28 protein-coding genes are annotated in these 25626 nt (G+C 71.6%); 11 read left to right on the top strand and 17 right to left on the bottom strand.

The features are described from left to right. Positions 1–101 precede the first annotated feature (101 nt). Positions 102–545, bottom strand: a complete 444-nt coding sequence (locus RQG84_RS06365; RefSeq protein ID WP_311209332.1) for a hypothetical protein — start codon at positions 543–545, stop codon at positions 102–104. A gap of 91 nt (positions 546–636) precedes the next feature. On the opposite strand from RQG84_RS06365, the gene RQG84_RS06360 reads away from it, so the two are divergent. Next, positions 637–1794, top strand: coding sequence for a PQQ-dependent sugar dehydrogenase (locus RQG84_RS06360; RefSeq protein ID WP_311209331.1), 1158 nt, complete (start codon positions 637–639; stop codon positions 1792–1794). An 802-nt stretch (positions 1795–2596) separates the two neighbouring features. Here the strand turns inward: RQG84_RS06360 and RQG84_RS06355 are convergent. Both RQG84_RS06355 and RQG84_RS06350 read right to left on the bottom strand, forming a co-directional pair. Next, complete coding sequence (locus RQG84_RS06355) at positions 2597–3553, bottom strand: SDR family NAD(P)-dependent oxidoreductase (protein ID WP_311209330.1); 957 nt, start codon at positions 3551–3553, stop codon at positions 2597–2599. Next, positions 3550–4776 (bottom strand): FAD-binding domain-containing protein, encoded by a 1227-nt coding sequence (locus RQG84_RS06350; protein ID WP_311209329.1) that lies wholly within the window; start codon positions 4774–4776, stop codon positions 3550–3552. The genes RQG84_RS06355 and RQG84_RS06350 overlap by 4 nt, the downstream gene beginning before the upstream one ends. A 104-nt stretch (positions 4777–4880) precedes the next feature. On the opposite strand from RQG84_RS06350, the gene RQG84_RS06345 reads away from it, so the two are divergent. Beyond that, on the top strand, positions 4881–6548 hold the full coding sequence (locus RQG84_RS06345) for a protein kinase domain-containing protein (RefSeq protein WP_311209328.1): 1668 nt from the start codon (positions 4881–4883) through the stop codon (positions 6546–6548). Positions 6549–6567: 19 nt separating this feature from the next. Here the strand turns inward: RQG84_RS06345 and RQG84_RS06340 are convergent, their stop codons facing one another. After that, positions 6568–7425, bottom strand: coding sequence for a MerR family transcriptional regulator (locus RQG84_RS06340; protein ID WP_311209327.1), 858 nt, complete (start codon positions 7423–7425; stop codon positions 6568–6570). A 78-nt stretch (positions 7426–7503) separates the two neighbouring features. Here RQG84_RS06340 and RQG84_RS06335 point away from each other — a divergent pair, with 78 nt between their 5' ends. After that, positions 7504–7872, top strand: a complete 369-nt coding sequence (locus RQG84_RS06335; protein WP_311209326.1) for a nuclear transport factor 2 family protein — start codon at positions 7504–7506, stop codon at positions 7870–7872. A gap of 1 nt (position 7873) precedes the next feature. Here RQG84_RS06335 and RQG84_RS06330 read toward each other — a convergent pair whose 3' ends face one another. Further along, on the bottom strand, positions 7874–8473 hold the full coding sequence (locus RQG84_RS06330; RefSeq protein WP_311209325.1) for a maleylpyruvate isomerase N-terminal domain-containing protein: 600 nt from the start codon (positions 8471–8473) through the stop codon (positions 7874–7876). A 94-nt stretch (positions 8474–8567) separates the two neighbouring features. Here RQG84_RS06330 and RQG84_RS06325 point away from each other — a divergent pair, with 94 nt between their 5' ends. Beyond that, positions 8568–9005 (top strand): VOC family protein, encoded by a 438-nt coding sequence (locus RQG84_RS06325; protein WP_311209324.1) that lies wholly within the window; start codon positions 8568–8570, stop codon positions 9003–9005. 4 nt (positions 9006–9009) lie between these two features. Here RQG84_RS06325 and RQG84_RS06320 read toward each other — a convergent pair whose 3' ends face one another. The 4 genes from RQG84_RS06320 to RQG84_RS06305 all read right to left on the bottom strand — a co-directional run bounded on the left by RQG84_RS06320 (position 9010) and on the right by RQG84_RS06305 (position 12562). Next, positions 9010–9513 carry a thermonuclease family protein gene (locus RQG84_RS06320; protein WP_311209323.1) on the bottom strand — a complete coding sequence of 168 codons (504 nt, stop codon included), beginning with the start codon at positions 9511–9513 and terminating at the stop codon, positions 9010–9012. 111 nt (positions 9514–9624) lie between these two features. Continuing rightward, on the bottom strand, positions 9625–11109 hold the full coding sequence (locus RQG84_RS06315; protein ID WP_311209322.1) for a S8 family serine peptidase: 1485 nt from the start codon (positions 11107–11109) through the stop codon (positions 9625–9627). A gap of 174 nt (positions 11110–11283) precedes the next feature. Continuing rightward, on the bottom strand, positions 11284–11841 hold the full coding sequence (locus RQG84_RS06310; RefSeq protein WP_311209321.1) for a dihydrofolate reductase family protein: 558 nt from the start codon (positions 11839–11841) through the stop codon (positions 11284–11286). A gap of 52 nt (positions 11842–11893) precedes the next feature. Then, the gene (locus tag RQG84_RS06305) at positions 11894–12562 is read right to left on the bottom strand and encodes a hypothetical protein (protein ID WP_311209320.1); all 669 of its coding nucleotides are present in this window, start codon (positions 12560–12562) and stop codon (positions 11894–11896) included. Between the two features lie 143 nt (positions 12563–12705). Here RQG84_RS06305 and RQG84_RS06300 point away from each other — a divergent pair, with 143 nt between their 5' ends. After that, positions 12706–14007, top strand: coding sequence for a DUF2786 domain-containing protein (locus RQG84_RS06300; RefSeq protein WP_311209319.1), 1302 nt, complete (start codon positions 12706–12708; stop codon positions 14005–14007). 60 nt (positions 14008–14067) lie between these two features. Here the strand turns inward: RQG84_RS06300 and RQG84_RS06295 are convergent, their stop codons facing one another. Both RQG84_RS06295 and glnA read right to left on the bottom strand, forming a co-directional pair. Next, the gene (locus RQG84_RS06295; protein WP_055965630.1) at positions 14068–14322 is read right to left on the bottom strand and encodes a WhiB family transcriptional regulator; all 255 of its coding nucleotides are present in this window, start codon (positions 14320–14322) and stop codon (positions 14068–14070) included. Between the two features lie 241 nt (positions 14323–14563). Then, entirely contained in the window at positions 14564–15985 is a 1422-nt protein-coding gene (gene glnA, locus RQG84_RS06290; protein WP_311209318.1) for a type I glutamate--ammonia ligase, read from the bottom strand. A gap of 199 nt (positions 15986–16184) precedes the next feature. On the opposite strand from glnA, the gene RQG84_RS06285 reads away from it, so the two are divergent. Further along, the gene (locus RQG84_RS06285; RefSeq protein ID WP_055965635.1) at positions 16185–16568 is read left to right on the top strand and encodes an RDD family protein; all 384 of its coding nucleotides are present in this window, start codon (positions 16185–16187) and stop codon (positions 16566–16568) included. Positions 16569–16583: 15 nt separating this feature from the next. Here the strand turns inward: RQG84_RS06285 and RQG84_RS06280 are convergent, their stop codons facing one another. From RQG84_RS06280 to lipA, 3 genes are read right to left on the bottom strand one after another with little or no spacing between them, the layout of a single operon-like run. Then, positions 16584–16937: a hypothetical protein gene (locus tag RQG84_RS06280; RefSeq protein ID WP_311209317.1), complete on the bottom strand. Its 354-nt coding sequence runs from the start codon at positions 16935–16937 to the stop codon at positions 16584–16586. Further along, positions 16937–17641, bottom strand: a complete 705-nt coding sequence (locus RQG84_RS06275; protein ID WP_055965639.1) for a DUF4191 domain-containing protein — start codon at positions 17639–17641, stop codon at positions 16937–16939. Before RQG84_RS06275 ends, RQG84_RS06280 begins: the two co-directional genes overlap by 1 nt. 20 nt (positions 17642–17661) lie before the next feature. After that, entirely contained in the window at positions 17662–18600 is a 939-nt protein-coding gene (gene lipA, locus RQG84_RS06270; protein ID WP_200914523.1) for a lipoyl synthase, read from the bottom strand. A 106-nt stretch (positions 18601–18706) separates the two neighbouring features. Between lipA and RQG84_RS06265 the strand changes: the two genes are divergently transcribed. The 4 genes from RQG84_RS06265 to RQG84_RS06250 all read left to right on the top strand — a co-directional run bounded on the left by RQG84_RS06265 (position 18707) and on the right by RQG84_RS06250 (position 23004). After that, positions 18707–19978, top strand: coding sequence for a sensor histidine kinase (locus tag RQG84_RS06265; RefSeq protein WP_311209316.1), 1272 nt, complete (start codon positions 18707–18709; stop codon positions 19976–19978). Then, positions 19975–20628: a response regulator transcription factor gene (locus RQG84_RS06260; RefSeq protein ID WP_311209315.1), complete on the top strand. Its 654-nt coding sequence runs from the start codon at positions 19975–19977 to the stop codon at positions 20626–20628. Before RQG84_RS06265 ends, RQG84_RS06260 begins: the two co-directional genes overlap by 4 nt. Before the next feature lie 307 nt (positions 20629–20935). Continuing rightward, positions 20936–21814, top strand: coding sequence for an ATP-binding cassette domain-containing protein (locus tag RQG84_RS06255; protein WP_311209314.1), 879 nt, complete (start codon positions 20936–20938; stop codon positions 21812–21814). Continuing rightward, the gene (locus RQG84_RS06250) at positions 21811–23004 is read left to right on the top strand and encodes an ABC transporter permease (protein WP_311209313.1); all 1194 of its coding nucleotides are present in this window, start codon (positions 21811–21813) and stop codon (positions 23002–23004) included. The genes RQG84_RS06255 and RQG84_RS06250 overlap by 4 nt, the downstream gene beginning before the upstream one ends. An 11-nt stretch (positions 23005–23015) precedes the next feature. Here the strand turns inward: RQG84_RS06250 and lipB are convergent, their stop codons facing one another. Continuing rightward, a complete protein-coding gene (lipB, locus tag RQG84_RS06245) occupies positions 23016–23735 on the bottom strand; it encodes a lipoyl(octanoyl) transferase LipB (protein ID WP_311209312.1) in 720 nt (239 codons plus the stop codon). Positions 23736–23803: 68 nt separating this feature from the next. Here lipB and RQG84_RS06240 point away from each other — a divergent pair, with 68 nt between their 5' ends. Continuing rightward, the gene (locus tag RQG84_RS06240; protein WP_311209311.1) at positions 23804–24229 is read left to right on the top strand and encodes a hypothetical protein; all 426 of its coding nucleotides are present in this window, start codon (positions 23804–23806) and stop codon (positions 24227–24229) included. On the opposite strand, the gene RQG84_RS06235 is transcribed toward RQG84_RS06240, so the two are convergent. Both RQG84_RS06235 and RQG84_RS06230 read right to left on the bottom strand, forming a co-directional pair. Beyond that, positions 24221–24727, bottom strand: a complete 507-nt coding sequence (locus tag RQG84_RS06235; RefSeq protein WP_311209310.1) for a DinB family protein — start codon at positions 24725–24727, stop codon at positions 24221–24223. The genes RQG84_RS06240 and RQG84_RS06235 overlap by 9 nt on opposite strands. Continuing rightward, entirely contained in the window at positions 24717–25622 is a 906-nt protein-coding gene (locus tag RQG84_RS06230; RefSeq protein WP_311209309.1) for a TIGR01777 family oxidoreductase, read from the bottom strand. Before RQG84_RS06230 ends, RQG84_RS06235 begins: the two co-directional genes overlap by 11 nt. Positions 25623–25626 lie beyond the last annotated feature (4 nt).

The following is a 25626-nucleotide window of genomic DNA, read 5'->3' as shown; positions in this document are numbered from 1 at the left end:
GTCACCTTCGACAACCCGCTGACCGGGGGACGTCCACCGCGACGATCTACGTGGCCCGGCGCGACGCCGCCTGAGCGTCGCGCCTGGTCAGTCGGCGCTGGTCAGTCGGGCGTCGCCTCGTGGTGGCGGCGGCCGTGCGTGCGCCGGTCCTCCTTCATCTCGGCCTCGAAGAGGTGCGGCTTGCCCTCCGCGAGGTCGTCGCGGGCGGTGCGCTCGAGGTCGCGGAAGGTGGCGTAGTAGCCCTCGTCGTACTCCTCCACGAGCTGGAAGGTCCACCGGCCCTCGATGACGTTGCGGCCGATGAGCTCGGTCTCGACCCGGTCGGCCAGCTCGGTGTGGCCGGCGTCGCGAAGCATGTCGGCTGCCTCGCCGGCCTGAAGGTCCGCGTGGCCGGAGAGGCGGTGGAACGCGTACAGCGAGCCGCGGGCCTCCTCGACGGCCTCGAGCGCCTCGCTCAGCTTGCCGAGCGCCTCGACCGTGGCGTCGGTGACGCTGTCGGGTCGACGGTGGCGGTCGGTGGGACGGTCCTGCTGCTCGGCGGTCATGGCTCCACCGTCGCACCATCGGACGCACGCGGCATCCGCTGCGAGGTCCGGCAGACCTGCAGACCTTGGCGGGGTCGGCGAGACTCGAGGCATGAGGCTTCTCGGACTGGGACTGGCGGCCGTGCTCGTGGCGGGCTGCTCCAGCGACACCGACCGCACCGACGACGCCGAGGCCTCGCCGGGCTCGTCGCCGGCGTCGAGCGCGAGCGGCAACCCGCCGTTCGAGGTGGAGGAGATCGACTCCTTCGACGCCCCGTGGGCCATGACGTTCCTGCCCGGAAGCGGTGACCTGCTCGTGACCGAGCGCACCGGCACCCTGCACCTGCGCGACGCCGAGACCGGCGACCGCGTCGAGGTCGAGGGCGTTCCCGACGTCGCGGTGGCCGGCCAGGGCGGTCTGGGCGACGTGGTGGTCGGCCCGACGTTCGAGGACGACCAGCAGGTGTTCCTCAGCTGGGTGGAGTCCGGCTCCGGGGGCAGTGGCGCCGTCGTCGGCCGCGCGACGCTCGAGACGTCCGGCGACGAGGCGTCGCTCGCCGACCTCGAGGTCATCTGGCGCCAGACGCCCAAGGTCTCGGGCAACGGTCACTTCTCGCACCGCATCGCCGTGGACCCCGACGGCGAGCACCTGTTCGTGTCGTCGGGCGACCGGCAGAAGAAGACGCCCGCGCAGGACACGTCGAACACGCTGGGCACGATCGTGCGGCTCACGCTCGACGGCGAGCCGGCCGAGGGCAACCCCCTGGCCGACGAGGGCGGCGCCTCGGCCGAGATCTGGAGCTACGGGCACCGCAACCCGCTGGGCCTGGAGTTCGCTCCGGACGGCACGCTCTGGTCCAGCGAGATGGGTCCCGAGGGCGGCGACGAGCTGAACGTGATCGAGAAGGGCGCCAACTACGGCTGGCCCGAGGCGTCCAACGGCAGCGACTACGGCGGTGGCGAGATCCCCGACCACGCCGACGGCGACGGCTTCGAGGCGCCGAAGGCCGGCTGGACGCCGTCGATCTCCCCGGGCAGCCTGATGATCTACACCGGCGACCTGTTCCCGGAGTGGACGGGCGACGCGTTCCTGGGCGCTCTCTCCGGCGAGGCGCTCGTGCGGGTCGACGTCGACGGCACCACCGCCGGCGACGACGAGACGCTCTGGGACGGCGAGCGTGTCCGCGCCGTCGAGCAGGCCCCCGACGGCTCCATCTGGATCCTGGAGGACGAGGGCTCCGGCCGGCTGCTCCGCCTCGCCCCCGCCTGACGGCGGTCGCAGATTCCCAGGTCGACCTGGGAATCTTCGAGCGGTCTGACGCGGCCGGCCCTTCGCTCGCTGCTGCGCTGCTCGGTCGGGCTTCAAGGTGCTGCTGCGACGCTCCGGCCGTCCTTCCACGTGCTGCTGCGTCGCTGTGAGTCCGAGTGGGTGTGGTCTCCGACAGGCCTCGACCGGAGCAGGGGGTCTGGGCTCGGGTGGGTCTGCGGGGCGCGGCCACGATTCTCCCTCTGCGCGTGGATCCTCCACGATTCTTCCTTAACGTGGACCGTGCCACGCGAAGGAAGCATCGAGGCGACGAAAAGGGCCCCGTACGGGCAGGGATTCTCCCTTCTCGTGGAACGGTCCGCGTCAAGGGAGAATCCCTGCCCACCCGCCGCACGAGACGCCCCCGGCGGACGCACGATTCTGCCTTCGCGCGCACAAACCCGAAGGATGCTGCGTTCACGACGGGATCCCGTAGCGAACGCAGCATCCTTCTACCCCTCACGCACGAACGCAGAATCTTGCGTCACCCCAGGCCGCGCTCCGAGAGCCCGGCCGACCCCGGACCCGTCCGCCGGTCGAGGCCCTTTCGGAGCGCAGGTCGACTCGCAGCCACAGCGACGCAGCAGCAAGCGAAGACCCAGCCACAGCGACGCAGCAATGAGCAGGACCCAGCCGAAGCAGCTCAGCAGCGTGCGAAGCCCCAGCCGAGGTAACCGCGCAGCAAGCGAAGGTCCAGCCGAGCGACGCAGCAGCAGTCGAGACCCCAGCCACGACGACGCCCCAGCCGGCGAGAGCCCTTCGACGCTCAGCGCACGGGGTGACCGGCCTCGGCCAGCAGCTCGACCGACCGGTCCCAGAGGGCGCGGGCCGCGTCGGGGTCGAGGGCGTAGGCCCGGACGCCGTGCACGCCGTCGACGATCTGGTCGACGACCTCGGCCTCGTGGCAGTCCTCGAAGTAGCGACCACCCGAACCGACCACGTCGGGATGGACGGCGAGCAGCACCGACGTCGCCGCTCCCTGCTCGGGGGTCTTCACGACGCCCGAACCGGCCGTCTGCCGCTTGAGGTCCTCCAGGTGCGAGGGGTCCCAGTGCTTCTGCAGACCCGTCCAGATGCCGCCGGGCATGAGAGCGTCCGCGGTGATCCCCGCGTCGGCCCACCGGCGGGTCAGCTCGACGGCGAAGAGCACGTTGGCCGTCTTCGACTGGCCGTAGGCGAGTCCCGGGTCGTAGGCGCGCCGCTCGAACATCAGGTCGTCGAGCACGACGGGGGAGGACCCGTGGCCGCTGGAGGAGACGACGACCACTCGAGCTGCGTCGGCGGCGGCGAGCGCGTCGTGCAGACCGAGCGTCAGGGCGAAGTGGCCGAGGTGGTTGGTCGCGAGCTGGAGCTCCCAGCCGTGCTTCGTCGTGCGGTGCGGGGTGTCCATGACGCCGGCGTTGTTCACGAGCACGTCGAGCGGGCCCTCCCAGGCCGCGACGAACGCGTCGACGGAGTCGAGGTCGGTGAGGTCGAGGCGCGCACCGCGCACCAGCGCGTTCCCCGTGGTGCCGGCGACGTCGGCGGCCGCCCGCTCGGCGGCTTCCAGGTCGCGGGTCGCGATCGTCACGGACGCACCGGCCGACGCGAGCGCACGCGCCGTCTCGATGCCGATGCCGGACGCACCCCCGGTCACGACGACGGTGCGCCCGGTGAGGTCGATCCCGTCGACGACCTCGAGGGCCGTGCTGTGGGCGCCGAGGTCGGCGAGTGGGGTGGTCATCGGTGGACTCCCTTGCGCCAGGCGCTGTACGAGGTGAGACGTTGCGAGGTCGGTCGCTCCAGCCACCGCCACGGGTGCACCGCGGCGAGGTCGAGGTGCGCCGCCCGGTTCGTGAACCACGGCACCGGTGCGAAGGTGGCGGCGAGCGGTCGGCCGGCCAGCTCCTCGCCGACGTCGCCGAGCCGCACCTCGACGTCGCGACGGGACGCGAGGTCGGCCAGGCACTCGGCGAGGAACACGAGCCGCTTGCCGGACAGGCGCAGCTCGCGCAGCTTCGGCTCGTCGAAGACGTAGACCACCGGGAGGTCGGGGTGGGCCACGAGGGCGGGGTCGGCGTCGCCGAGCGACTCGGGCGTGAGCCAGACGGCCTCGGGCGTCGCCTCGAGGACCGGTGCGTCCGGACCCGGGCCGGGTGCGCCGGCGGCGTGCCCGACGCGGACGGGAGCGTGCTCGACGTCGGGCCCGGGCGTGGCGTCCGGCCACCCCTGGATCGGACACGCGTCGCGGAGGGCGCACCCCCGACACAGCTCGGGGGCTCGCTTCTCGACCTGCCAACGGCTGAAGCCGTAGGGCTTGCCGGTGCCCGCGCCGACGGTCCACTGCCAGCCGAGCCGATTGGCGGCGCGCGACCCGTCGAGCAGGTGCCGGTAGAAGTGGTCCTCGCCGTCGCGCCAGTCGCGTCCGTGTCGGACGGTCCAGTGGGAGGCGAACCACATGCGCGTCTGGTTCACGAGCCAGCCGTCGGTCTCCAGCGAGCTCTGCACCCAGTCGATGCAGGCCATTTGCTCGTCCCAGTCGGGGTCGACGTCCGGGTGCGGCGGCTCCCGGCGCAGTGGCTCGCGCATCGCGGGTCCGAGCCGGGCGTAGACGTGGCGGGCGTACTCCTGCCAGAGCAGCTCGTCGCGGTAGCGGCGGCGGTCCGCCGCGGGTGCCTCTGCCACGGCGTCCCACATCGTCGGCAGGTCCAGCAGGCCGTGGGTGACGTACGGCGACATCCGACTGGCACCACGCCGCGACTCCGGCAGGACCGTCGAGCGCGAGCGTGCGTACCCCGCGACGTCGAGGCCGGCGAGGGCGACGTCGGCCGCGGTCTGCCCACCTCGGTGTCCGCCTGGGCGCACGCCGTCGGGCCCCTCGAGCGTCAGGCTGCCGAGGTGCTCGGCCACCCACGCCACCACCGCGTCGGTGTCGTCGACCGGCGGCAGCGGGGGGAGTGCGGGCACCTAGCCAGCGTGCCACCGGCCGTGCCGCCCGACGACTCGAAACCCGGCGAATCGGGACGCTCTTCCCAGAGGCGCACCCCGCCGGGCTGTCCTAACCTGGCCTGATGGCCGAACGCTTGAACGACCGCTACGAGCTGGGCGAGGTGCTGGGCTCCGGCGGCATGGGTCAGGTGTACCGCGCCCGTGACCTGCGCCTCGGTCGCGACGTGGCCGTCAAGGTCTTGCGAGGCGACCGCGTCGGCGACGACGCCGCTCGGGCGAGGTTCATGGCGGAGGCCCGGACGTCCGGCCTGCTGAACCACCCCGGCATCGCGACCGTGCACGACGTCGGCGAGGACGACGCGGGCCCCGATGGCGACCCCTTCATCGTCATGCAGCTGGTCGAGGGCGTCCCGCTGTCGGACGTGCTGCGACGGCGCGGTGCGCTGGGCGTCGAGGCCGTCGAGCGGCTCCTCGGTGGTGTCGGCGACGCGCTCGCGGCGGCGCACGAGGCCGGTGTGGTGCACCGCGACGTCAAGCCCGCCAACATCGTCCTTTCCACCGACTCGCGGCCGGTGCTCGTGGACTTCGGCATCGCGCTGGGGGTGTCGCCGGAGCCGCTCACCGAGACCGGTGCCGTGCTCGGGACGGTCGAGTACATCAGCCCGGAGCAGGCACGCGGACGGACCGCCACGGGGGCGTCCGACGTCTACTCGCTCGGTCTGGTCGCCTACCAGTGCCTCACCGGCACGTCCCCCTTCCGCCGCGAGACGTCGGTGGCCGCGGCGCTGGCCCAGGTGAGCGAGGAGCTCCCGGCGCTGCCCGCGTCGGTGCCGGACGAGCTGGCGCGCCTGGTCGTGGCGATGACGGCCAAGGACCCGGCGCTGCGTCCGACGGCTGCGCAGGTCCGCGACACCGTGGAGCGCAGCACCGGCGGAGCGACGTCGGTGATCCCCGCGCTGACCGACGCGCCGACCGGCCCGATGACGGTCGCGCACACCGGCCCGGCGACCGTCGTCTCGCCGGCACCTCTGGCGGCTGCCGGGGCTGCGTCGGCGCAGGTGCCGGCGCAGGACGACGAGCGGCGGCGCGGTTCCACCCGGACGCGGGTCTTCGCCGGTGTGGCCGCCCTGGCCGTCGTCGCGCTGCTGATCGGCATGGGCGGCGGGCTGTTCGGCGGCGTGTTCGGTGGGGACGACCCCACCGTGCCCGACGTCGTCGGCCGGTCGGTCGACGACGCCACCGACGAGGTCGAGGGCGCGGGCGGGCGCGTGCGCATCACGGAGGTCGACGCCCCGGACGGCGAGAAGGGCGTCGTGGTGGCGCAGAGTCCTCGAGCCGGCGGGCCGCTCGCCGACGGTGACGTGGTGACCCTCGAGGTCGCCTCGGGCTTCGTCTCGGTGCCCGACGACCTGGTGGGCGAGTCGGTCGACGACGCCACCGATGCGCTCGAGAAGCTCGGCTTCGACGTGGAGACCACCCCGGTCGCGTCGGCTGAGCCGGCGGGCACGGTGCTGGCGCTCGACCGCACGGGTCGCCAGGAGGTGGGCGCGACCGTCACGTTGTCGGTCTCGTCGGGCTCCGGGTCGGGCACGTCGGGCGGGGAGGACCCGGCCGAGCCCAAGGAGAAGAAGCCCGAGGAGCCGAAGGGCGAGGAGAAGAAGGAGCCCAAGGAGGAGAAGCCGGCGAAGCCGAAGGACGAAAAGCCCTCCGAGACCGTCGAGCCGATCGAGGAGACCGCCGAGCAGGCGGACGCGGCAGTCGGGAAGGGCAAGGGCCAGGGCCGGCCCTGACCGATCGGGGGCGTCGCGGTCAGTCGGTGCTCGAGGACGACAGGCGCAGCACGGGCCAGCCGATCTCGGTGCGCCAGGCGCTCGGGTCAGGCGTGTCGCGCGGGCCGACCAAGTACGTCTCGTGCACCACGTCGCCGATGGTGAGGGCATGCTCGCCGACCCAGGAGCCCAGCTGGGCGTAGGACTCGTCGATGGTCCCGTGGTCGCCCTCGTGCACGACCACGGCCAGCTCGACGGCCGGCAGCTCGAGCACCTCGACGCCCGCCAGGGGGTTCACCCTGGCGTCGTGACCGACGGTGTACTCGAGGCTGACCGAACCCGTGCCGTCGGCGAAGAGCGCATTGGCGTACCGCCCCGACAGCGGGCCGCGGCGCGACGCGGGCGGCACGGCGGCGTCGAGGACCGCGACGGCGCTGTCGTACCAGTCGAGGACGTCGGCGTGGTCCACGCTCGCGCGCACGGAGGCGACGTGACGAGCGGGCAGGGTGCGCAGCTCGACGACGGGGTCGGGCTCGGGCTGCAGCAGTCGGTGCAGGGCGGTCACGGCCGAACGCGTGCGGGCGAGCTCGGCCTCGAGCCGCTGGAGGTGCTCGGCGATGATCGACGACCGCTGGGCCGGGTCGTCGGTGGCCATGATCGTCTTCACCTGGGGGAGCGGCAGGTCGAGCTCACGCAGGCGGTGGATGACGCGCGCCGTGGCGATCTGCTCGTGGGTGTAGCGGCGGTACCCGCTGGAGGGGTCCACCTCGGCCGGCTCGAGCACGCCGGCCTGGTGGTAGTGGCGCAGCGTGCGGATCGACAGGTGCGTGAGGGCGGCGAAGTCGCCGATCGTCATGGCCCCACCCGTGCCCGCCCCGTTCGTGCCCATGCTGCTCATGCCCACACTCTGCACCCTCTCCCCGCTGGAGGGTCCAGTGCTTGACCCTCCAGCAGGGAGAGGGTCCACGGTCGTGCCATGAGCACCTACGAGAACCAGACCGTCACCCTGTCCCTCGACGCGCTGCCGAGCGCCGTGCGCACCTTCGTCACGGCGCACCAGGCCCACGACCGCGAGACCGAGCTGTCGTGCTTCGCCGAGGACGCGACCGTGACCGACGAGGGCCGCACCTACACCGGCCTCGCCCAGCTGCGCGCGTGGCTCGGCAAGGCGGAGAGCGAGTACGCCTACACGACCGAGGTCACGGGCGCCTCGAGCGCGGGCACCGACCGCTACGACGTCGTGCACCACCTCGAGGGCGACTTCCCCGGAGGCGTCGTGGACCTGCACTTCCGGTTCTCCCTCGACGCCGCCGGTCGGATCGCCTCGCTCGTGATCGAGCCGTGAGCTACCCCAGGAGGGGGTAGTCCGGCTCGTCGCTGGGCAGACGGCCGGTGGCGCGGAGCACCTCGTCCGCGCCGTCGGCCGGCAGAGGGCGTCCACGCAGCTTCGCGAGCACGCGCGCGGTGTGCTCCAGCGCGTCGGCCGGGGGAGTGCCGTGCGCGTCGAGCAGGTGCACCGTGGCCTCGACGACCAGCGTCGAGCACAGGTTCTCGACCGTCAGGGAGTGCCCTTGCGTGCTGACCAGAGCCGACGTCGGGCTCGACGCCGCGTGCACGACGGCTGCCGACGTGCCGCGCCACTCCTCGACCAGCTGCTCCTGGTCGTACGCCGCGGCGCACGCGACGACGAACCGGGCGTGAGCGGCACCGCCGTCACCCTCGTCGGGACGGAACGGTCGCCAGTAGGTGATCTCGTCGACGTCCGGCTCGCCGTCCGCAGGCGTGGCGAGCGCGACCAGTGCGCGGCGGGCGTCGAGGAGCTGGTGGAGCAGGAGCTCCTTCACGGTCCACGCCGCGGCCCTCGAAGGACGAGCCAGGCGCTCCGACGTCGACTCGGCGACGTGCGCGGTCCAGGCGGAGTACACGGATGCGAGCGGGTGTGTCACCGATCCATCGTCACACCGGTTCGCGACGGCGTCGCCCCGGTCCACGGACCCGGTCACTGTTGACAGTCGGCGGTCCTCGGAGGTGGATGGACCCATGACGCAGCTGCCCCGACTCGACCACATCAACGTCACCGTTGCCGACCTCGACGCCACGATCGCCTTCTTCACCGGGCTCGGGCTGGAGCTCGACGCGCGGATGACGATCGAGGGGGAGTTCCTCGACACCGTCGTCGGGATGGAGGACGCGAGCACCGAGACCGTCTGGCTGCGCCCGCCGGGCGGCGGGGGAGCGCTGGAGGTCTCGCGCTACGACCGCCCCGGCACGGTGGCCACAGAGGCGGCAGCGCCGAACGTCGTGGGCCTGCGGGCGGTGTGCCTGGAGATCACCGACCTGCGGACCACCGTCGAGCGACTCGTGTCCGAGGGGTACGGGCTCGTCGGCGAGGTGGGCGAGCACGAGGGCACCTGGCTCATGGCCTACGTGCGCGGGCCCGAGGGGATCATCGTGTCCCTGACCGAGCGCATCGGCTGACGCGTCAGCGGCAGGCCGGCGTCTTCGCCGAGGCGAACGCGTCGTCGAGGCGATCGGCGAGGTCGGGGTGGTCGCCCCGGAACGGGTCCAGGTAGCGGTCGTCCGCGAGGCCGCTCCGGGCGAGGGCGACGTTGAGGGAGCGCCCCTCGCCGTCGAGGACCTCGGCCACGACCCGCCCGTAGTCGTCCTCGTCGTAGGCGTCGGCCGTGAAGCCGCCGGCCAGGAAGTCCCGGGTGAAGGCCTCGGCCTCGTCGAAGCACCGCTCGTCGGGCTCGGGGGTGTTCACCATGCCGAGTCGGTACTCGCGGCCGTCGGAGGCCTCGAAGGAGTCGCCGTCCTTCAGGTCGGTCACCGTGAGGCGCCCGGTCGTGCTCGTGCTGGTGGTCGGGGGCTTCGCGGTGCCGCCGTCGTCGGATCTCTCGTCCAGCTCCGAGAAGGCCAGCCACACCAGGGCGAGGATGCCGACGACCCAGACCAGCCGACGGGCGCGGAAGGGGGCGGAGCTCACCGGCCCAGCATGGCAGCGGTCGCGTGCTCGGCGGGTGCAACGACACGGAGCGGCCCCGAGCGCGTGGCTCGGGACCGCTCCGTCAGGTGGTGCTGATCCGCCAGGCAGGTGCTACCGGACGGCGTCGAGGGCGTCGACCATGCCGTTGCCGGCGTAGCTGTTGTTCGCCGCCGACCCCTTGCACGGGGCGCCACCGGCGCCGATCGCCTGCTCGGGCGCGCAGGGCCGCTGGTCGGCCTGCTTGGCCAGCTGCTTCGTCATCTTCGCCGGACCCCACGTGGGGTGCTGCGACTTCATCAGCGCCGCCACACCCGCCACGTGCGGCGACGCCATGGACGTGCCGCTCTTGAGGCCGTAGCCGTTGCCCGCGACGATCGTCGACAGGATCGACGAGCCGGGAGCGGCGACGTCGATGATGTTCAGACCGCGGTTGGAGAAGTACGACAGCTGCGTCTCGTTGGTCGCACCGATCCGCGCGTACGACGACACCGTGACGACGTCGGGCAGCTCGGTCGGGATGTCGAGGCACCCGTTGTTGATGGTGCGCTCGATCGGCGTGCTGTCGTTCGGGCTGGTGTCGTTGGTCGTGTTGTTCGTCAGGTCGGTGCCGGAGTTGCCGGCTGCCGCCACGTGCAGCGCGCCCTGCTTGGTCGACCACTTCACGGCACGGCCCACGGCGTCGAGCACGGCGCCCTGGTCGGCCTGGTCCTTGCACCAGTACTCGAACGGGTCGATGTAGTAGCTGTTGTTGGTGACGTCCATGCCCTTGAGGCCGGCCCACATGAAGCCGCAGATGGCGTACTCGGGGTAGATGAACCCGTCGTCGTTGACGACCTTGACCGAGGCCATGCGCACGTTGGGCGCGACGCCGGTGATGCCGACGCCGTTGCGGTCGGCGCCGATGGTGCCGGCCACGTGGGTGCCGTGGTCGCTGGTGGTCGGCTGCCAGCCGGTGGCCGAGCGGTCGACCGTGCCGGCGTCGGTGCAGTTGACCGAGTTCTTCACGTCGATGTTGGCGGCCAGGTCGGGGTGGTCGGCGTCGATGCCGCTGTCGAGCACGCCGACCAGCACCTTCTTCGACCCGTCGGTGATCTCGTGCGCGTGGTCGGCCTTGATGTGCGCCATGTCCCACTGCTCGCCCTCACGCGGGTCGGGCTTCACGTACTCGTCGGCGGTGTTGGCGAACTCCTCCTTGACCACGCCCTGGCTCTTGCGCAGCGTGGTGGCCTCGGTGCGCTCGCTGACCGGGACGGTGCGGGTGGCGCCGACCGACGCGACGCTCTTGCGACCGAGGCGGTAGACGTCGGCGCGGAAGTCGGCGTGGGTGGAGTGCGCCACGATCACGCCGATCTGCGGCCACTGCTGGATGACCGTGCCGCCGGCCTTCTTCACGATGGCGCGTGCGTCGGCGGTGCCGGTGGCGTTGGCCTTCTTGGCGTTGACCACGTAGCTGCTGACTTGGCCCTCGGGCGTGGCGATCGGCACCGGCGTGGACTTCGCGGTGGTGGCGGCGCCGGCGCTGGTGAGCGTGGTGGCGACGACCCCGAGGGCCAGAGTGACGGCCCCGATGGTGAGCCCGCGTAGGGCTCGAGACATACCTGTGTTCACGTGTTGTCCCCCCTAGGAACTGCCGGCGGCCGCGAGAACGCGACGCAGAGACCGGCCTGTTCACCTCACCACACGGCACGGACAGCGTCCAGGTTCCGGCGGTTGCGACTTGGTTTCGACACGCACCGGTCGTGTGGTGCCGAGCGTCGACGGGGGTCGGGTTCAGCGTCGGCGCAGGCGCAGGTAGGTGACCGCATCGAGCCGTCCCTCGTCGACGAGCTCGAGATCGAGGTCCGCGTCGTCGGGGAAGGCCCGCAGTCCGCCGCCCACGACCTTCGGCACGACGTAGAGGCGGAACTCGTCGACGAGGCCCGCGCGGATGGCGGGGGCGGCCGTGGTGGGGCCGAAGATCTCGACGTCGCCGGGTGCGTCGCGCACGATCTGCTCCAGCTCGTCGAGCTCGAGGTGCGGCACGAGGCGGGCACCCTTCGAGAGCTCGTCCTGCGACAACGTGGACGAGGCGACGATCTTCTCGGTGCCGGCCCACAGGCGAGCCCACTCGTGCTCGGCGGGGCCCCACGCGCCGGGCTCCGGCTCGGCGTCCCAGTAGGCCATCAGCAGGTGGGTCCTGCGTCCGTGCACCTCGGTGGACACCTGGGACAACCGGTCGATGTGCGCGGCAAACACGGCGTCGCCGGGCCCGGCCCACTGGAAGTCGCCGTCGGCGTCGGCCACGTATCCGTCGACGGACATGGTGGCGGTGAACGTCAGGGTGCCCATGGGGCAGCGTACGTCGGCCCACGGTCGGCGGGCACGGGTCCGAGACTCCGCGTCAGGGAGCAGTCGACGGCTCGGGCTCGGTCGCAGGTGTCGAGGCGGAGGTCGTGGGCGTCGGCTCGGGGTCGGGGTTGGTCCCGCACTCGGGGTAGGTGCCGGGCGGCTCGGCGCACGGCCAGAAGATGAGCGTGACGGTCACGCGCACCGTCTCGCCCGGTTCGACGGTGACCACCTTCGCCTGGGACCGGTCGCCCTCGACGGGGTTGGTCTGCCCGTAGTAGGCCGACTCCCAGTCGTCGTCGTCCGACCCCGCGCTCACGACGTAGCGGCCTGGCTTGACCCCCTTCAGGGTCCACGACGGACGGTCGTCACCCATGCCGCTGTGGTAGCCCCGGCCGGTGTCGACGTTCCTGGCAGCCACGCCGCTCTCGATCGGACGTTCGCCGGTGGACGTGGCGACGGTGACCACGATCGTGCCGGTCGACGCGCCACCGGTGCTGGCCGGGCCCACGCCGGAAGGGTCGTCGGAGGCATCGACGTCGTCGGTCGGGCTCGCCGAAGCCGTGGGTGTGGTCGACGTGGTCGGGGCCGCCGTCGTGTCCTTCTCGTCCGACCCGCCCGAGGAGAGCGCGAAGGCCGTCCCGGTGCCGAGCACGAGCACGAGGACCGCACCGACCACGGCGCCCACCCGGGCCCGCCTGCTCAGCTGGTTCCACCACGTCATCGTTCGTCCCCCCTCGCGCGGACGGTGTCGTCGACAGCACCGAGTCCACCACCACATGGGAAGAATGTCCAGGAACTTCGTGCGCCTTGTCGGGGCCCGGGTCGTCGACCACGGTGTCGGAGCCACCTGGCACCGTTCACGGCATGAGTGATCCCGACCAGGCCGGCACCTACGCCGCCGAAGACCTCGTGGCCGAGTGGCTCGACGCCGTCTCGCCCGACGACGGCACCGTGCAGGTCCGGCTGAACCGCGGTGGCGGCACGCGGTGGGCCGTCTTCACGCCCGAGCCCGAACCGCGCTTCACGCGCCCGTCGGAGGTGCAGCGGTTCGTCGACGCCGCCCTCGAGCGGCTCCGCGCGCAGACCAAGCAGTTCGGTTCGGGGTACCGCGGGCGCGAGGCCAAGGAGGTGCGCGTCGTCGCGCACTCGGGCAAGGGACGCGCGTCGTACCGCGACGGCACCATCTGGCTGCCGCAGCGCGAGCGCGGGGGAGCGTGGGCGCTGCGCGGCATGGTCGTGGCGCACGAGCTGGCGCACCACCTCAACACCGGCCTCGACGGCGCGATCATCGACGAGCACGGAGCCGGTTTCCGCGCCACGTTCGTCCAGCTGCTCGAGGACCTCGGGTGGAGCGAGGTCGCGGCCATGCTCCGCGCCGCGTACACCGAGGTCGGCGTCGACCGTCCCGAGGGCGTCGACGACGGCATGGTCGCCAAGGTGGGCAAGCTGTTGCGCCACGCGGAGGGCGCCTCCACCGAGGCCGAGCGCGACGCCTTCCTCGCGAAGGCTCAGGAGCTGGCCACGACCCACTCCATCGGGCTGACGCTCGCGCGCGCCGGGGCCCGCGAGGGTGAGGCGGCGGCGCAGCCGACCTTCGAGGCGGTGCGTCTTGGGCACAGCGGTCAGCGCTCGAACGTCCGGTACGTGAGCCTGATGATCGCGGTGTCCCGCGCCAACGACCTGCGCTGCACGATCCGCGGCGACAACACCGGCGTCACCCTGTTCGGCTTCGCCACCGACATCGAGGTGGCCAAGACGCTCTACGCCTCGCTCGTCATCCAGATGGTCACCGACGGCGACGCCTACCTCCGCTCCGGCGCCCACAAGCCGGTGCACGGCAGCACCGCCCGGGCGGCGTTCTACGCAGGCTGGACCGAGCGCATCGGCGAGCGTCTGCACGAAGCGCAGTCCCGCGCGCAGCTCGAGGCCGGTGCGGCCACGCAGCGCGTCGACGACGCCACGGGCGAGGTCTCGCTCGCCAAGGTCCCGGCGCTCATCGCGAAGGATGTCGAGGTCGAGGACTACTACGGCTACATGCTCCGCCAGCACGGTGTGCGCGGCACCTGGCGCGGCGGCTCGCAGGTCCGTGACGTCGGCTCCGTCGTCCGCGGGATGAGAGCGGCCGACCGCGCCCGCCTGGGAAGGGCGGGGGAGATCTCCGCCTGACCACGTGCCGGTCTAAGCCCGTCTCGAACGGATCGACGACGTACAGACCGTGCCGATGAGCTAGGCAGCGAGCCTCAGGAGGTCGCGCCACGCCGTCACGTCGGGTCGCCGGCGCAGCATCTGCCGCCGCTCGCGCTCCGTGGCGCCTCCCCAGACGCCCCACTCGATGCGGTTGTCGAGTGCCTCGGCCAGGCACGCCGCCTTCACGTCACACCCGTTGCAGATTCGTTTGGCGATGTTCTGCTCCGCGCCCTTGACGAACAGATCGTCCGTCGCTGTGCAGGCGGCTCGCGTCGCCCAGTTCTCGTCCCACATCTTCGTACCCCCCGATCGGCCTTCTGACGGGGATGAGACGCGCGGCATTCCGGGACGTGACGCGATGGCGGACTCATTGTTCTGTCGCGATGAGCTGTCGAGCCGGGGCCGTCTTGCGGCGGGGTGCCAGCTGTCCGCACACGCAACGACCCCTGCCCGCGCAACGCGTCTCCGCGCCGCAGGACAGGGGTCGTTGTCGACCGTCGAGAGGTGGCTCAGTCGTGCTCAGCCACCCCGTCGATCAGATGTCGTAGTACAGCTCGAACTCGTGCGGGTGCGGACGCAGCTGGACCGGGAGGATCTCCTCGGTGCGCTTGTAGTCGATCCACGTCTCGATGAGGTCGGGCGTGAACACGTCGCCCTGGGTCAGGAACTCGTGGTCCTGCTCCAGGTTGTCGAGCACCGCGTTGAGCGACGTCGGGACCATGTCGATCTCGTTGTACTCCTCCGGCGGCAGCTCGTAGATGTTCTTGTCGATCGGGGCCGGCGGCTCGATCTTGTTCTTGATGCCGTCGATGCCGGCCATCATCAGGGCCGAGAACGCCAGGTACGGGTTGCTCGACGGGTCGGGGCAGCGGAACTCGATGCGCTTCGCCTTCGGGTTCGAGCCGGTGATCGGGATGCGGACGCAGGCCGAACGGTTGCGGGCCGAGTAGACCAGCGCGATCGGGGCCTCGAAGCCCGGGACCAGACGGTGGTAGCTGTTCACCGAGGGGTTGGTGAACGCCAGCAGCGACGGGGCGTGCTTCAGGATGCCGCCGATGTAGTGACGCGCCAGGTCGGACAGTCCGCCGTAGCCGGCCTCGTCGTAGAACAGCGGCGAGCCGTCCTTCCAGATGGACTGGTGCACGTGCATGCCCGAGCCGTTGTCGCCGAAGATCGGCTTCGGCATGAAGGTCACCGTCTTGTCCGCGGCCCAGGCCGTGTTGCGGACGATGTACTTGAACTTCATGACGTCGTCGGCTGCCTTGAGCAGCGTGTCGAACTTGTAGTTGATCTCGCCCTGGCCGGCGGTGCCGACCTCGTGGTGGCCACGCTCGAGGACGAGGCCCGCGTCGGCGAGGTTCGACATCATGTCGTTGCGCAGGTCGGCCGTCTGGTCGGTCGGCGCGACGGGGAAGTAGCCGCCCTTGTAGCGGACCTTGTAGCCACGGTTGTCCGTCAGGTCCTCGCCGGTGGACCAGGCCGACTCCAGCGACGTGATCTCGTAGAACGACTTGTTGGCGCTCGTGCCGTAGTTGACGCGGTCGAAGATGTAGAACTCGGCCTCGGGGGCGAAGAAGGCGGTGTCGCCGATGCCGGTGGTGGCCAGGTACGCCTCGGCCTTGCGGGCGATGTTGCGCGGGTCGCGCGAGTACGCCTCACCCGTGATCGGGTCGTGGACGAAGAACTCCATCGCGAGCGTCTTGCGCGCCTTGAACGGGTCGAGGTAGGCCGTGCCGAAGTCGGGGAACAGCACCATGTCGGACTGGTCGATGCTCTGGAAGCCGCGGATCGACGAGCCGTCGAAGGCCACACCGTTCTCGGCGGCGTCGGCGTCGAACGTCCACGCCGGCAGCGTCACCTGCTGCTGGATGCCGGGCAGGTCGGTGAAGCGGACGTCGAGGTACTCGACGCCTTCGTCCTTGACGTACTTGAAGAACTCGTCGGCATTGCCGAACATGGGGCCTCCTCGGCCACGCGTGGGTGGCCAGATCGTCGATGTGGCGGGAGCGGCGCCTCGGCGTCCGCGTCACCGACGCTAGGCAGCGGCAGTTTCCCGGTCGTCACTCCATTGTTTCCGGCATGTTACAAGTCCCTGTGACACGTGAACCAGCGGTGACGGCCCCAGTGGCTCGGGCCGGGCCGATAGGCTCACCGACGTGTACGACGTCTCGTTCGGCCGCCGCCTGGTCTCGCTCCTCATCGACTGGGCCGTCGCGACGCTGAGCGTCGTGGCCGTCACCCGCACGCCGCTGGCGGGGGAGGGGGCGGTCAGCTCGTTCTACACACTCGGCGTGTTCTTCCTCGAGGTCACCCTGCTCACCGGCACGCTCGGCTTCTCGATCGGCAAGCGGATCATGAGCATCGGCGTCGTCGGCCCCGACGGGCGCCCCATCGGGGTGCCGAGGGCCGCGCTGCGCACCGCGCTGCTGTGCCTCGTGGTCCCGGCGCTCATCCAGAACGAGGACCAGCGCGGGCTGCACGAGATCGTGTCGGGCTCGCGGGTCGCGCGTCGCACCCCGCCGTCCGCGTCGCGCACCTGAGTGTGCGCGCGTGACCTACTGGTCGAGGTCGGCGCGGTTGCGCTCGACGGAGACCGCGCGGTCGCCCTCGAAGCAGAAGCGCGCCACGCCGCGGTAGGAGTCGCGGTACGACGTCTTGGCGTACAGGCACTGGGCGCCGGACGGCTCGGGCGCGCCGCCCTCGTCGACGAAGGTCTGCGCGAGCGTCTCGTCGTCCGTGGCGCCCCGGTCCTTCGCCGTCTCCGGCGTCAGCTGGTCGCCGCGCGCCTCGAGCGAGCGGTACGTCTGCGCCGACATCTCACCGGGGGTCGCACTGCCCCCGCACCCGGCCAGCACGGCCGCGGCCGCGAGAGCGGCGGCCAGGCCCCGCCAGCGCGTCGAGCGGTACATCAACCGCGCATCGCCCGGCGCGCACCCTTCATGCTCGTGGGCACGGGCCCACGCGGCATGGGTGCGGTCGGACGCATGGCGTCGAGCGCCTTGAGCTTGTTGATGATCGCCGTCTGCTCGGCCGGCTTGACCGACTTCGGCATCTTGCGCAGGTGCTTGACCAGCTTGGGCAGCGGCACCTCGCCGTCGCCACGGCCCACGACGACCTCGATGACCGGGACGTCGTCGCCGACGATGCGCACGTGCTTCTTGCGCTCCGCCGCGAGCAGGCTGCGCACGCGCGAGCCGTTGCCCTCACCCACGAGGACGATGCCGGGGCGACCGATCACGCGGTGCATGACGTCCTGGTTCTTGGTGAACCCGGCAGCAGGCTTGACGTTCCAGCCGCGCTTCATCATCTGCAGCGCACCGGCGGCGGCACCGGGCTGGCCCTCCACCTGGGCGTAGGCGGCCTTCTCGGCGCGGCGGCCGAAGACCGCCAGCAGCGCGAGGATGCCGATGAGGATCGAGAAGACGACCGTGATGATCGTCCCGAACAGGCCCGTGCCCAGCACGAGCACACCGAGGATCGCTGTCACACCGGCGCCGATCAGGAACGTCAGCAGCAGGATCAACCCGATGTTGCGGTCGTTCTGCTTGGTGATCGTGTACGCCTGGCGCAGCTGGGCCAGGCGTCCCTTCGGTGGCGCGGCGGGGTTGGACATGACCCCATCCTACGATGCGGCTACGCGACGCCGTCCGTGTGGCGCAGCACGACCTCGCCCGTGGTCTGACGCTTCTCGACGGCCTGCTGGTACAGGCGGCCGGCGCGGTACGACGAGCGCACGAGCGGGCCGGACATGACGCCGGCGAAGCCGATCTCGTCGGCCTCGTCCTTGAGCTCGACGAACTCCTCGGGCTTGACCCACCGCTCCACGGGGTGGTGGCGCGGGCTGGGCCGCAGGTACTGCGTGATCGTGATCAGGTCGCAGCCGGCCTCGTGCAGGTCGCGCAGCGCCTGCGAGACCTCCTCGCGGGTCTCGCCCATGCCGAGGATCAGGTTGCTCTTGGTGACCAGCCCGTAGTCGCGCGCCTGCGTGATGACGCCGAGCGACCGCTCGTACGTGAACGCCGGACGGATCCGCTTGAAGATGCGCGGCACGGTCTCGACGTTGTGCGCGAGCACCTCGGGACGGGAGTCGAAGACCTGCTCCAGCAGGTCGGGCTTGCCGTTGAAGTCGGGGATGAGGTTCTCGACGCCGGTGCCCGGGTTCAGCTCGTGGATCTTGCGCACCGTCTCGGCGTACAGCCACGCGCCGCCGTCGGGCAGGTCGTCACGCGCCACACCGGTGATGGTGGAGTAGCGGAGCTGCATCTTCTGCACGCTCTCGGCCACGCGACGGGGCTCGTCGAGGTCCAGCGCGGACGGCTTGCCGGTGTCGATCTGGCAGAAGTCGCACCGCCGCGTGCACTGCTCGCCGCCGATGAGGAAGGTGGCCTCGCGGTCCTCCCAGCACTCGAAGATGTTGGGGCAGCCGGCCTCTTGGCAGACCGTGTGGAGCCCCTCGCCCTTCACGAGCTTCATCAGCTCGTTGTACTCCGGCCCCATCTTGGCGCGGGTCTTGATCCACTCGGGCTTCTTCTCGATGGGGGTCTGCGCGTTGCGGACCTCGAGCCTGAGCATCTTGCGGCCTTCGGGTGCGATCGTCACGCCCTCCACAGTACGCCGCCGACCCAGCTCCATCTCGTCCGCGGGGCTACGCACGCGTAGCACTGGGTAGGGTCGCGGCGTGGGGAGACTCGACCGCTCGTGGACGCGTCCGCGACCGACCCGTGCCCAGGTGCGCACCGACGTCCTGGTCGGCCTCGTCACCGCGGTCGTCAGCGTCGCGTCGGTCGAGGTCTTCGCCAGCGCGTCTGGTGCCTCGACGGGCTGGAAGGGCGTCGAGGCCTACCTGTGGTTCGGGATCTGCGGCCTCGCCCTCTGCGGTCGCCGACGCTTCCCCATCACGGTGCTGCTCGTCGTGTCGGCCGTCTTCATCGTGATCGGCGAGCGGCTTCTGGAGCTCGGGGTCGTCTTCACCGTCCAGATGACGCTCTTCGCCGCCCTCTATGCCGCGTGGGCGTGGTCGCGGCTGCCGAGGGCTCTTTGGGCGGTGACCGGGCTGGTCCTGGTCGGCATGTTCGGCTGGTTGGCGTGGTCGTTGAACAACGGGACCATGGGGCCTCTCGGCGAGCAGACCGGGCTGCTCCCTCCGAAGGTGGCGCTCGTCGTCTACAGCCTGGCCATCAACGTCGCGTACTTCTTCGGTGCCATCGCGTGGGGGCAGTCGGCCTACCTCAGCGCACGCCGCAGCGCCCTCGTCGAGGACCAGCGCGAGCGCGAGCGGGCCGTGCAAGGTATCGAGCAGCAGCAGGCGGTCCAGGCCGAGCGCGTCCGCATCGCCCGCGACCTGCACGACGTCGTGGCGCACCACGTCAGCGGTATCGGTGTCCAGGCCGCGGGGGCCGGGCGACTCCTCGAGGCCCGGCCGGAGCGGGCGCGCGAGGCGCTCACCGCCATCGAGACGTCGTCGCGGCAGGCCGTGTCCCAGATGCACCAGATCGTCGGGCTGCTGCGGTCCGCCGACGAGGCCGGTCCCGCCGACCGCGGCCCCCAGCCGGGGATCGCCGACATCGAGGCGCTCGCCGTCACGACCGAACGCCCCGCGGTCGTGGTCGACGTGGTCGGGACGCCGTTCGCCGTGCCGGACACCGTGGGCCTGTCGCTCTACCGCGTGGCCCAGGAGGCGCTCAGCAACGTGCGGCGTCACTCGGGAGCGCCGTCGGCCAGGATCGCCCTGCGCTACCTCACCGACTCGGGCGAGCGTCCCGCCGTCGAGGTCGAGGTGCTCGACGACGGACCCACCCGCACCGCCCCCGACCAGGCCTCGGGCGGCTTCGGCCTCGACGGCATCCGTGAGCGCGCCGCCATGCACGGTGGCATCGCCGACATCGGCCCACGACCCACGGGCGGGTACCGCGTCCGGGTCCGCATCCCCGTCGACCAGGAGGACGCATGAGCGACCAGACCACCCGGGTGCTGCTGGTGGACGACCAGGAGCTGATCCGCGCCGGGTTCTCGATGATCCTCGAGGTCGAGACCGACATCGAGGTCGTCGGCGAGGCGCGCGACGGAGACGAGGCGCTGCGCCAGGTCGCGGCGTTGAAGCCCGACGTCGTGCTCATGGACGTGCAGATGCCCGGCACCGACGGCATCACCGCCACAGCCCGCATCGCGCAGGACCACCCCGACACCCGGGTGCTCATCCTCACGACCTTCGACGACGACGAGTACCTGTTCGCCGCCCTGCAGGCCGGTGCCAGCGGGTTCCTGCTGAAGAACTGCCCGCCCGAGGACCTGGTGAGCGCCATCGGGCTCGCGGCCCAGGGTCACGCGCTGCTCGCCCCCGAGGTGACGCAGCGCGTCATCGCCCGCTCCACCGGCCGGTCCCGGGGCGACGCGAGCGTGCTCGACGAGCTCACCGAGCGCGAGCGCGACGTCCTGAAGGCGCTCGGACGCGGACTCAGCAACGCCGAGGTCGCGGCCGAGATGTTCGTCAGCGGCGCCACGGTGAAGTCGCACGTCTCCCGCATCCTCACCAAGCTCGGTGCCCGCGACCGCGTGCAGGCGGTCATCGTCGCGTTCGAGTCGGGGTTGATGGACGACTGAGTCGGGCCCGCGAGGCTCGGGCCGGGTCACGCAGGATTCTGCGTTCGTGAGTGCACGCCCGAAAGATGCTGCGTTCACGACGGGATCCCGTGGCGAACGCAGCATCCTTCGGCCTCGCGCACCCAGATGAAGAATCGTGCGCCGATCCCTCCCGAACGCAGAATCTTGCGTCCTCGGGCCCGCTTCCCGGGAAGAGCCGTCCGGACGACGTGACCACCCGACGACGCACCCAGGTAGCCGCGTGGGGGAGGGAGGTGTGGCCGTGCGGCCGATGTGCCGGCACCCCTCGGCTCCCTAGCGTGGACGCATGATCACCGTCGAGAAGCTCACCAGACGCTATGGGGACACCACCGTCGTCGACGACGTCTCCTTCGAGGTCCGACCGGGGCGCACCACGGGATTCGTGGGGGCCAACGGCGCGGGCAAGACCACGACCATGCGCATGATCATGGGCGTGCTCGCACCCAGCGCGGGGGAGGTGCTCTGGAACGGCGAGACCGCCACGGCCGAGGTTCGCCGCTCCTTCGGCTACATGCCCGAGGAGCGTGGCCTCTACCCACGCATGAAGCTGCGTGACCAGCTCGTCTACTTCGCCCGGCTGCACGGCATGACCGCCGACGAGGGACGCCGCCGCACCGACGAGCTGCTCGGGCACTTCGGCCTCGAGAGCCGCGCCGACGACCTGCTCGACGAGCTGTCGCTCGGCAACCAGCAGCGCATCCAGATCGCTGCCTCCCTCGTCCACCGGCCCGCAGCCCTCGTGCTCGACGAGCCGTTCAGCGGTCTCGACCCGCTCGCCGTCGACTCCATGGTCGACCTGCTCCAGCGTGAGGCGGGCGACCTTTCCCTGCTGTTCTCCAGCCACCAGCTCGACCTCGTCGAGCGCCTCTGTGACGACCTCGTCATCCTGTCCGGCGGTCGCCTCGTCGCCGCCGGCCCCGTCGAGGAGCTCCGCGGTCGCGGCGCCGACCGCTACCGCGTGGTCCTCGACGGCGAGGACGCCGCCTGGCTCCGTGACCTGCGCGGCGTCGTCGTCCGCGACGTCGACGGTCCGACCGCCCTGCTCGATCTCGACGGCCTGACCGCGCCCGAACTCGTCCGCCACGTGGGGGAGCGCAGCGCCGTCATCGAGATCGCCCGCGACCACCAGCCCCTCTCCGAGATCTTCAAGGAGTCCGTCCGATGAGCACCTCCAGCCCCCGCGGCACGCGCAACCTCTGGCGCGTCGTCGCCCAGCGTGAGATCACCACCCGTGTGTGGGAGAAGTCGTTCCTGATCACCACGGTCCTGTCCTTCGTCATCATCCTCGGCGGCATCATCGGTGCCGACTTCTTCCAGGGACGCGACCAGGACCGCACCGTCGCCGTGGTCGAACCGGCCGCCGCCGAGGTGGTCGACGCCGCGTCGGCGGTCGCGACCAACCTCGACGACCGGGTGACGATCAAGGCCGACCGGGTCGACGACGCCAGGGCGGCCGAGCGTCTGGTCGAGGACGGGGACGCCGACGCGGCGCTCCTGGCCACCAGCGACGGCTACGAGGTCGTGGGCGACCGCGACGTCGACTCCACCGTCTCCCAGGCCCTTGAGATCGCCGTGTCCTCCCAGGCGCTGGAGAGCAACGCCGCCGCGCAGGAGGTCGACCTGAGCGCCCTGCAGTCCGGGACCACCACGCAGGAGCGTCTGCTCGACCCCGCGTCGAAGGACGCCGGCCTGCGGCAGGCGGCCGCCTTCGGCTTCATCCTGCTGTTCTTCCTGACGGCGATCGGGTTCGGCATGGCCATCGCCGGCAGCGTGACGCAGGAGAAGGAGAGCCGCGTCGTCGAGATCCTCGCCGCGGCCGTCCCGATCCGTCAGCTGCTGTGGGGCAAGATCGCCGGCAGCACCGTGCTGGCGATCGGGCAGATCGTGCTGTTCGTCGCCGCGGCGGCGATCGGGCTCGCGGTCACGGGCCAACTGTCCGGGCTCGAGGTCGTGGCCCCGGCGATGATCAGCTACATCGGCTTCTTCGTGATCGGCTTCGCCGCGCTGGCGAGCCTCTGGGCCGTCGCCGGCTCCCTCGCGTCGCGCCAGCAGGACCTGCAGTCGACCACGATGCCGGCCCAGATGCTGCTGATGGTGCCGTACTTCGTGTACTTCTTCGCCGGAGACGCGGTCAAGGAGGTCCTGTCGATGGTCCCGATCATCTCCACGATGCTCATGCCGGCGCGGATGGCCGAGGGAGCGGTCCCGGCCTGGCAGATCGCGCTGGCACTCGGTGGCACGATCGTGGTCGCCGCGATCATGGTGCGCGTCGGGGCAGCGGTCTACGAGCGGACGCTGCTGCGCACCGGGGACAAGATCTCGTACCGCGAGGCGCTGGCCAGCTCCGACGCCTGAGTCGTCGGCGGCTAGCCGGGCAGGCCGAGCACGGGCACCTCCGGGGGGTGCCCGTGCTCGGCCGTCTGCAGGTCCGGCGACGGCGTGTAGGGCTCCCACGCGAGCAGGTCCACCAGGTGCGAGCGGACGGCCGCCGCGGCCTCGGGGACGGTCACGTCGCGCCCGAGCTCCTTCGACAACGTGGTGACGCCGGCGTCGGCGATGCCGCACGGGACGAACCGGTCGTACCAGTCGAGGTCCACGTCGGCGTTGAGCGAGAAGCCGTGCATCGTGACGCCACGGGTCACGCGGATGCCGATCGCCGCGACCTTGCGCTCCGGACCACGGGCGTCGGCCGAGAGCCACACGCCCGAGCGGCCCTGGACCCGGCCGGTGGCGACGCCGAGGTCGGCGACGGCACGGATGAGGGCCTCCTCCACGCGCCGGACGTAGTCGACGACGAGCACGTGCGACGGGAGCTTCGTGATCGGGTAGCCGACCAGCTGGCCCGGGCCGTGGAAGGTGATCTTGCCGCCGCGGTCGACGTCGACGACAGGGGTGCCGTCGAACGGACGCTCGTGCGGCTCGGTGCGCTTGCCGGCCGTGTAGACGGCCGGGTGCTCGAGGAAGAGCGCGGTGTCGTCGATCTCGCCGGCCACGCGCTGGGCGTGCAGCTCGCGCTGCAGCTCCCACGCCGCCTCGTAGTCCAGAGCGCGCTCGCCGTACCAGTCGTCGATGATCTCCAGGGTCACGCTTCCTACGGTAGCCCGCCTGTGGACACGCGTTCGACCCTCGTGGCTGCGCCGGGCACGCTGCGGGGATGACTGCGTGGTTCGCTGCCCTCGTCACCTGGTGGGGCACCCTGCTCGGGCCGGGCGACACCGCCGAGGAGTGCCTGCTGCTCGGTCGTCTCGACGCCGAGCGTGCGCAGGCGTTCGTGCACGCCGAGGTCGACCGGCTCGCGGCGGTCTACGCGTCCGACGCCCTGCGCGAGCGCGACGTCGAGGTGCTGGAGGACTACGCCGCCCGTTCGCTGCGGCTCGAGGGCATGGCCCAACTGCGGTCGTCGTGCCAGGCTGTCGAGCGCGACGACGACCGCGTCGTCCTCGACGTGGTCGACCGCCTCGGGCCCACGAGGGCCGTGAACGCGGGCGGGGCCGTGCCGCTGCCGACGGACGAGCCCACCCGACGTCGGGTCACCCTCGAGGAGACCGCGAGCGGCTGGCGGGTCGTGGCCTCACGCTGACGCGTCCTCGCCCACCGCGCCGTCGACCAGCTCGCGCACCACGTCGAGATGACCCACGTGCCGGGCGTACTCCTGCAGCACGTGGAAGCCGATGGCGTGCAACGTGGGCGGGTCCGCGTCGAAGCGACCACCGAGGGCTGCTCGTGCGTCGAGCGGGTGCTCGCGCAGCACGGACTCGGTGCGCGCCGCGCCCGCCTCGAGCCGTGCGAGCAGCGACTCCGACGAGTCCGTGGTCGACCAGCGTCCGTCCGGTCCCTGGTCGCCCCAGGGGTCGGGCAGCGGCTCGCCGAGGAAGCCCCACACGAACCACCGTCGCTCCATGTGCACGAGGTGCGACAGGAGCTCGAGCGGCGTCCAGCCCGACGGCAGCACGGTCGTGCGGAGCGCGTCCGGCTCGAGGCCGTCGAGCTTGCGCCGGACCTCGGCCCGGAAGAAGGCGAGGTACCGGACCAGCGAGCCAGCGGTGTCGGGGTGCGTCCCGGAGGGCTCAGGAAGCACGGTCGTCGGCGAGTGCCGACGCGAGTGCACTGCGCAGGTCGGGGTCCTCGAAGACGAACCCGGCCGCCTGCAGGGCGGCGGGCACCATGCGCAGCGAGCCCAGCAGGTCGTCGGACAGCGCTCCGAGCGCCACCTTCAGTGCGGGCGCCGGAGCGACGAGGAACGTCGGCCGGCCGAGGGCGTCGCCGAGCGCGTCGGTGAACTCCGCGTTGGTGGGGGCGTCGGGCAGGGAGAGGTTGACGGGACCGGAGAGGTCGTCGCGCTCGAGCAGGAACGCCACGGCGCGGACCCAGTCGCGCCGCGACATGACCGACATGCGCTGCGTGCCCTTGCCCAGCCGCGGACCCAGCCCGGCCTTGAACGGCAGCAGCATGGGGCCGAGCAGGCCGCCCTCGTCGTCGAGGGGCAGGCCGGTGCGTAGCAGGCAGACCCGCTGCCCGGCCTGGACGGCAGGCTCGGCGGCGGCCTCCCACGCCACGCACAGGTCGGCGAGGAAGCCGTCGCCGTGGGCAGCGCCCTCGGTGAGCGGCTCCTGACCACGGTCGGCGCCGTAGATCCCCATGGCCGAGCCCGACAGCAGCACGGTGGGGGACTCGGAGGCGGCCACGGCCTTGGCCAGCGTGGTGGTGGCGTCGACGCGCGACGACCACAGCTCCTTCTTGTAGGAGCTGGTGCGCGGCCACCGGGCGATGGACGCCCCGGACAGGTTGACGACCGCGTCGGCCCGGTCGATCAGCACCTGGTCGACCCGACCCTGGCTCGGGTCCCACAGGGAGGCGTCCGGGCCGGGGCTTCCCGACCGGACGAGGCGGGTCACCTGGTGACCCTCGTCCCGCAGGTGCGAGACGAGGGCCGAGCCCAGGAAGCCCGAGGCACCGCCGATGACGACGTGCATGTCA

The organism is Aeromicrobium sp. WCS2018Hpa-31 (assembly GCF_031843905.1).
Classification (GTDB): Bacteria; Actinomycetota; Actinomycetes; order Propionibacteriales; family Nocardioidaceae; genus Aeromicrobium.
The sequence above is the reverse complement of the archived record's forward strand: the minus strand, read 5'-3'. Positions and strand labels throughout refer to the sequence as shown.

Excerpts from the sequence above, each read along its gene's own strand:
- RQG84_RS06365 (WP_311209332.1), bottom strand. The coding sequence starts at position 545 with ATGACCGCCGAGCAGCAGGACCGTCCCACCGACCGCCACCGTCGACCC.
- RQG84_RS06360 (WP_311209331.1), top strand. The coding sequence starts at position 637 with ATGAGGCTTCTCGGACTGGGACTGGCGGCCGTGCTCGTGGCGGGCTGC.
- RQG84_RS06355 (WP_311209330.1), bottom strand. The coding sequence starts at position 3,553 with ATGACCACCCCACTCGCCGACCTCGGCGCCCACAGCACGGCCCTCGAG.
- RQG84_RS06345 (WP_311209328.1), top strand. The coding sequence starts at position 4,881 with ATGGCCGAACGCTTGAACGACCGCTACGAGCTGGGCGAGGTGCTGGGC.
- RQG84_RS06340 (WP_311209327.1), bottom strand. The coding sequence starts at position 7,425 with ATGAGCAGCATGGGCACGAACGGGGCGGGCACGGGTGGGGCCATGACG.
- RQG84_RS06335 (WP_311209326.1), top strand. The coding sequence starts at position 7,504 with ATGAGCACCTACGAGAACCAGACCGTCACCCTGTCCCTCGACGCGCTG.
- RQG84_RS06325 (WP_311209324.1), top strand. The coding sequence starts at position 8,568 with ATGACGCAGCTGCCCCGACTCGACCACATCAACGTCACCGTTGCCGAC.
- RQG84_RS06315 (WP_311209322.1), bottom strand. The coding sequence starts at position 11,109 with ATGTCTCGAGCCCTACGCGGGCTCACCATCGGGGCCGTCACTCTGGCC.
- RQG84_RS06310 (WP_311209321.1), bottom strand. The coding sequence starts at position 11,841 with ATGGGCACCCTGACGTTCACCGCCACCATGTCCGTCGACGGATACGTG.
- RQG84_RS06305 (WP_311209320.1), bottom strand. The coding sequence starts at position 12,562 with ATGACGTGGTGGAACCAGCTGAGCAGGCGGGCCCGGGTGGGCGCCGTG.
- RQG84_RS06300 (WP_311209319.1), top strand. The coding sequence starts at position 12,706 with ATGAGTGATCCCGACCAGGCCGGCACCTACGCCGCCGAAGACCTCGTG.
- RQG84_RS06295 (WP_055965630.1), bottom strand. The coding sequence starts at position 14,322 with ATGTGGGACGAGAACTGGGCGACGCGAGCCGCCTGCACAGCGACGGAC.
- glnA (WP_311209318.1), bottom strand. The coding sequence starts at position 15,985 with ATGTTCGGCAATGCCGACGAGTTCTTCAAGTACGTCAAGGACGAAGGC.
- RQG84_RS06280 (WP_311209317.1), bottom strand. The coding sequence starts at position 16,937 with ATGTACCGCTCGACGCGCTGGCGGGGCCTGGCCGCCGCTCTCGCGGCC.
- RQG84_RS06275 (WP_055965639.1), bottom strand. The coding sequence starts at position 17,641 with ATGTCCAACCCCGCCGCGCCACCGAAGGGACGCCTGGCCCAGCTGCGC.
- lipA (WP_200914523.1), bottom strand. The coding sequence starts at position 18,600 with ATGCTCAGGCTCGAGGTCCGCAACGCGCAGACCCCCATCGAGAAGAAG.
- RQG84_RS06260 (WP_311209315.1), top strand. The coding sequence starts at position 19,975 with ATGAGCGACCAGACCACCCGGGTGCTGCTGGTGGACGACCAGGAGCTG.
- RQG84_RS06255 (WP_311209314.1), top strand. The coding sequence starts at position 20,936 with ATGATCACCGTCGAGAAGCTCACCAGACGCTATGGGGACACCACCGTC.
- RQG84_RS06250 (WP_311209313.1), top strand. The coding sequence starts at position 21,811 with ATGAGCACCTCCAGCCCCCGCGGCACGCGCAACCTCTGGCGCGTCGTC.
- RQG84_RS06240 (WP_311209311.1), top strand. The coding sequence starts at position 23,804 with ATGACTGCGTGGTTCGCTGCCCTCGTCACCTGGTGGGGCACCCTGCTC.
- RQG84_RS06230 (WP_311209309.1), bottom strand. The coding sequence starts at position 25,622 with ATGCACGTCGTCATCGGCGGTGCCTCGGGCTTCCTGGGCTCGGCCCTC.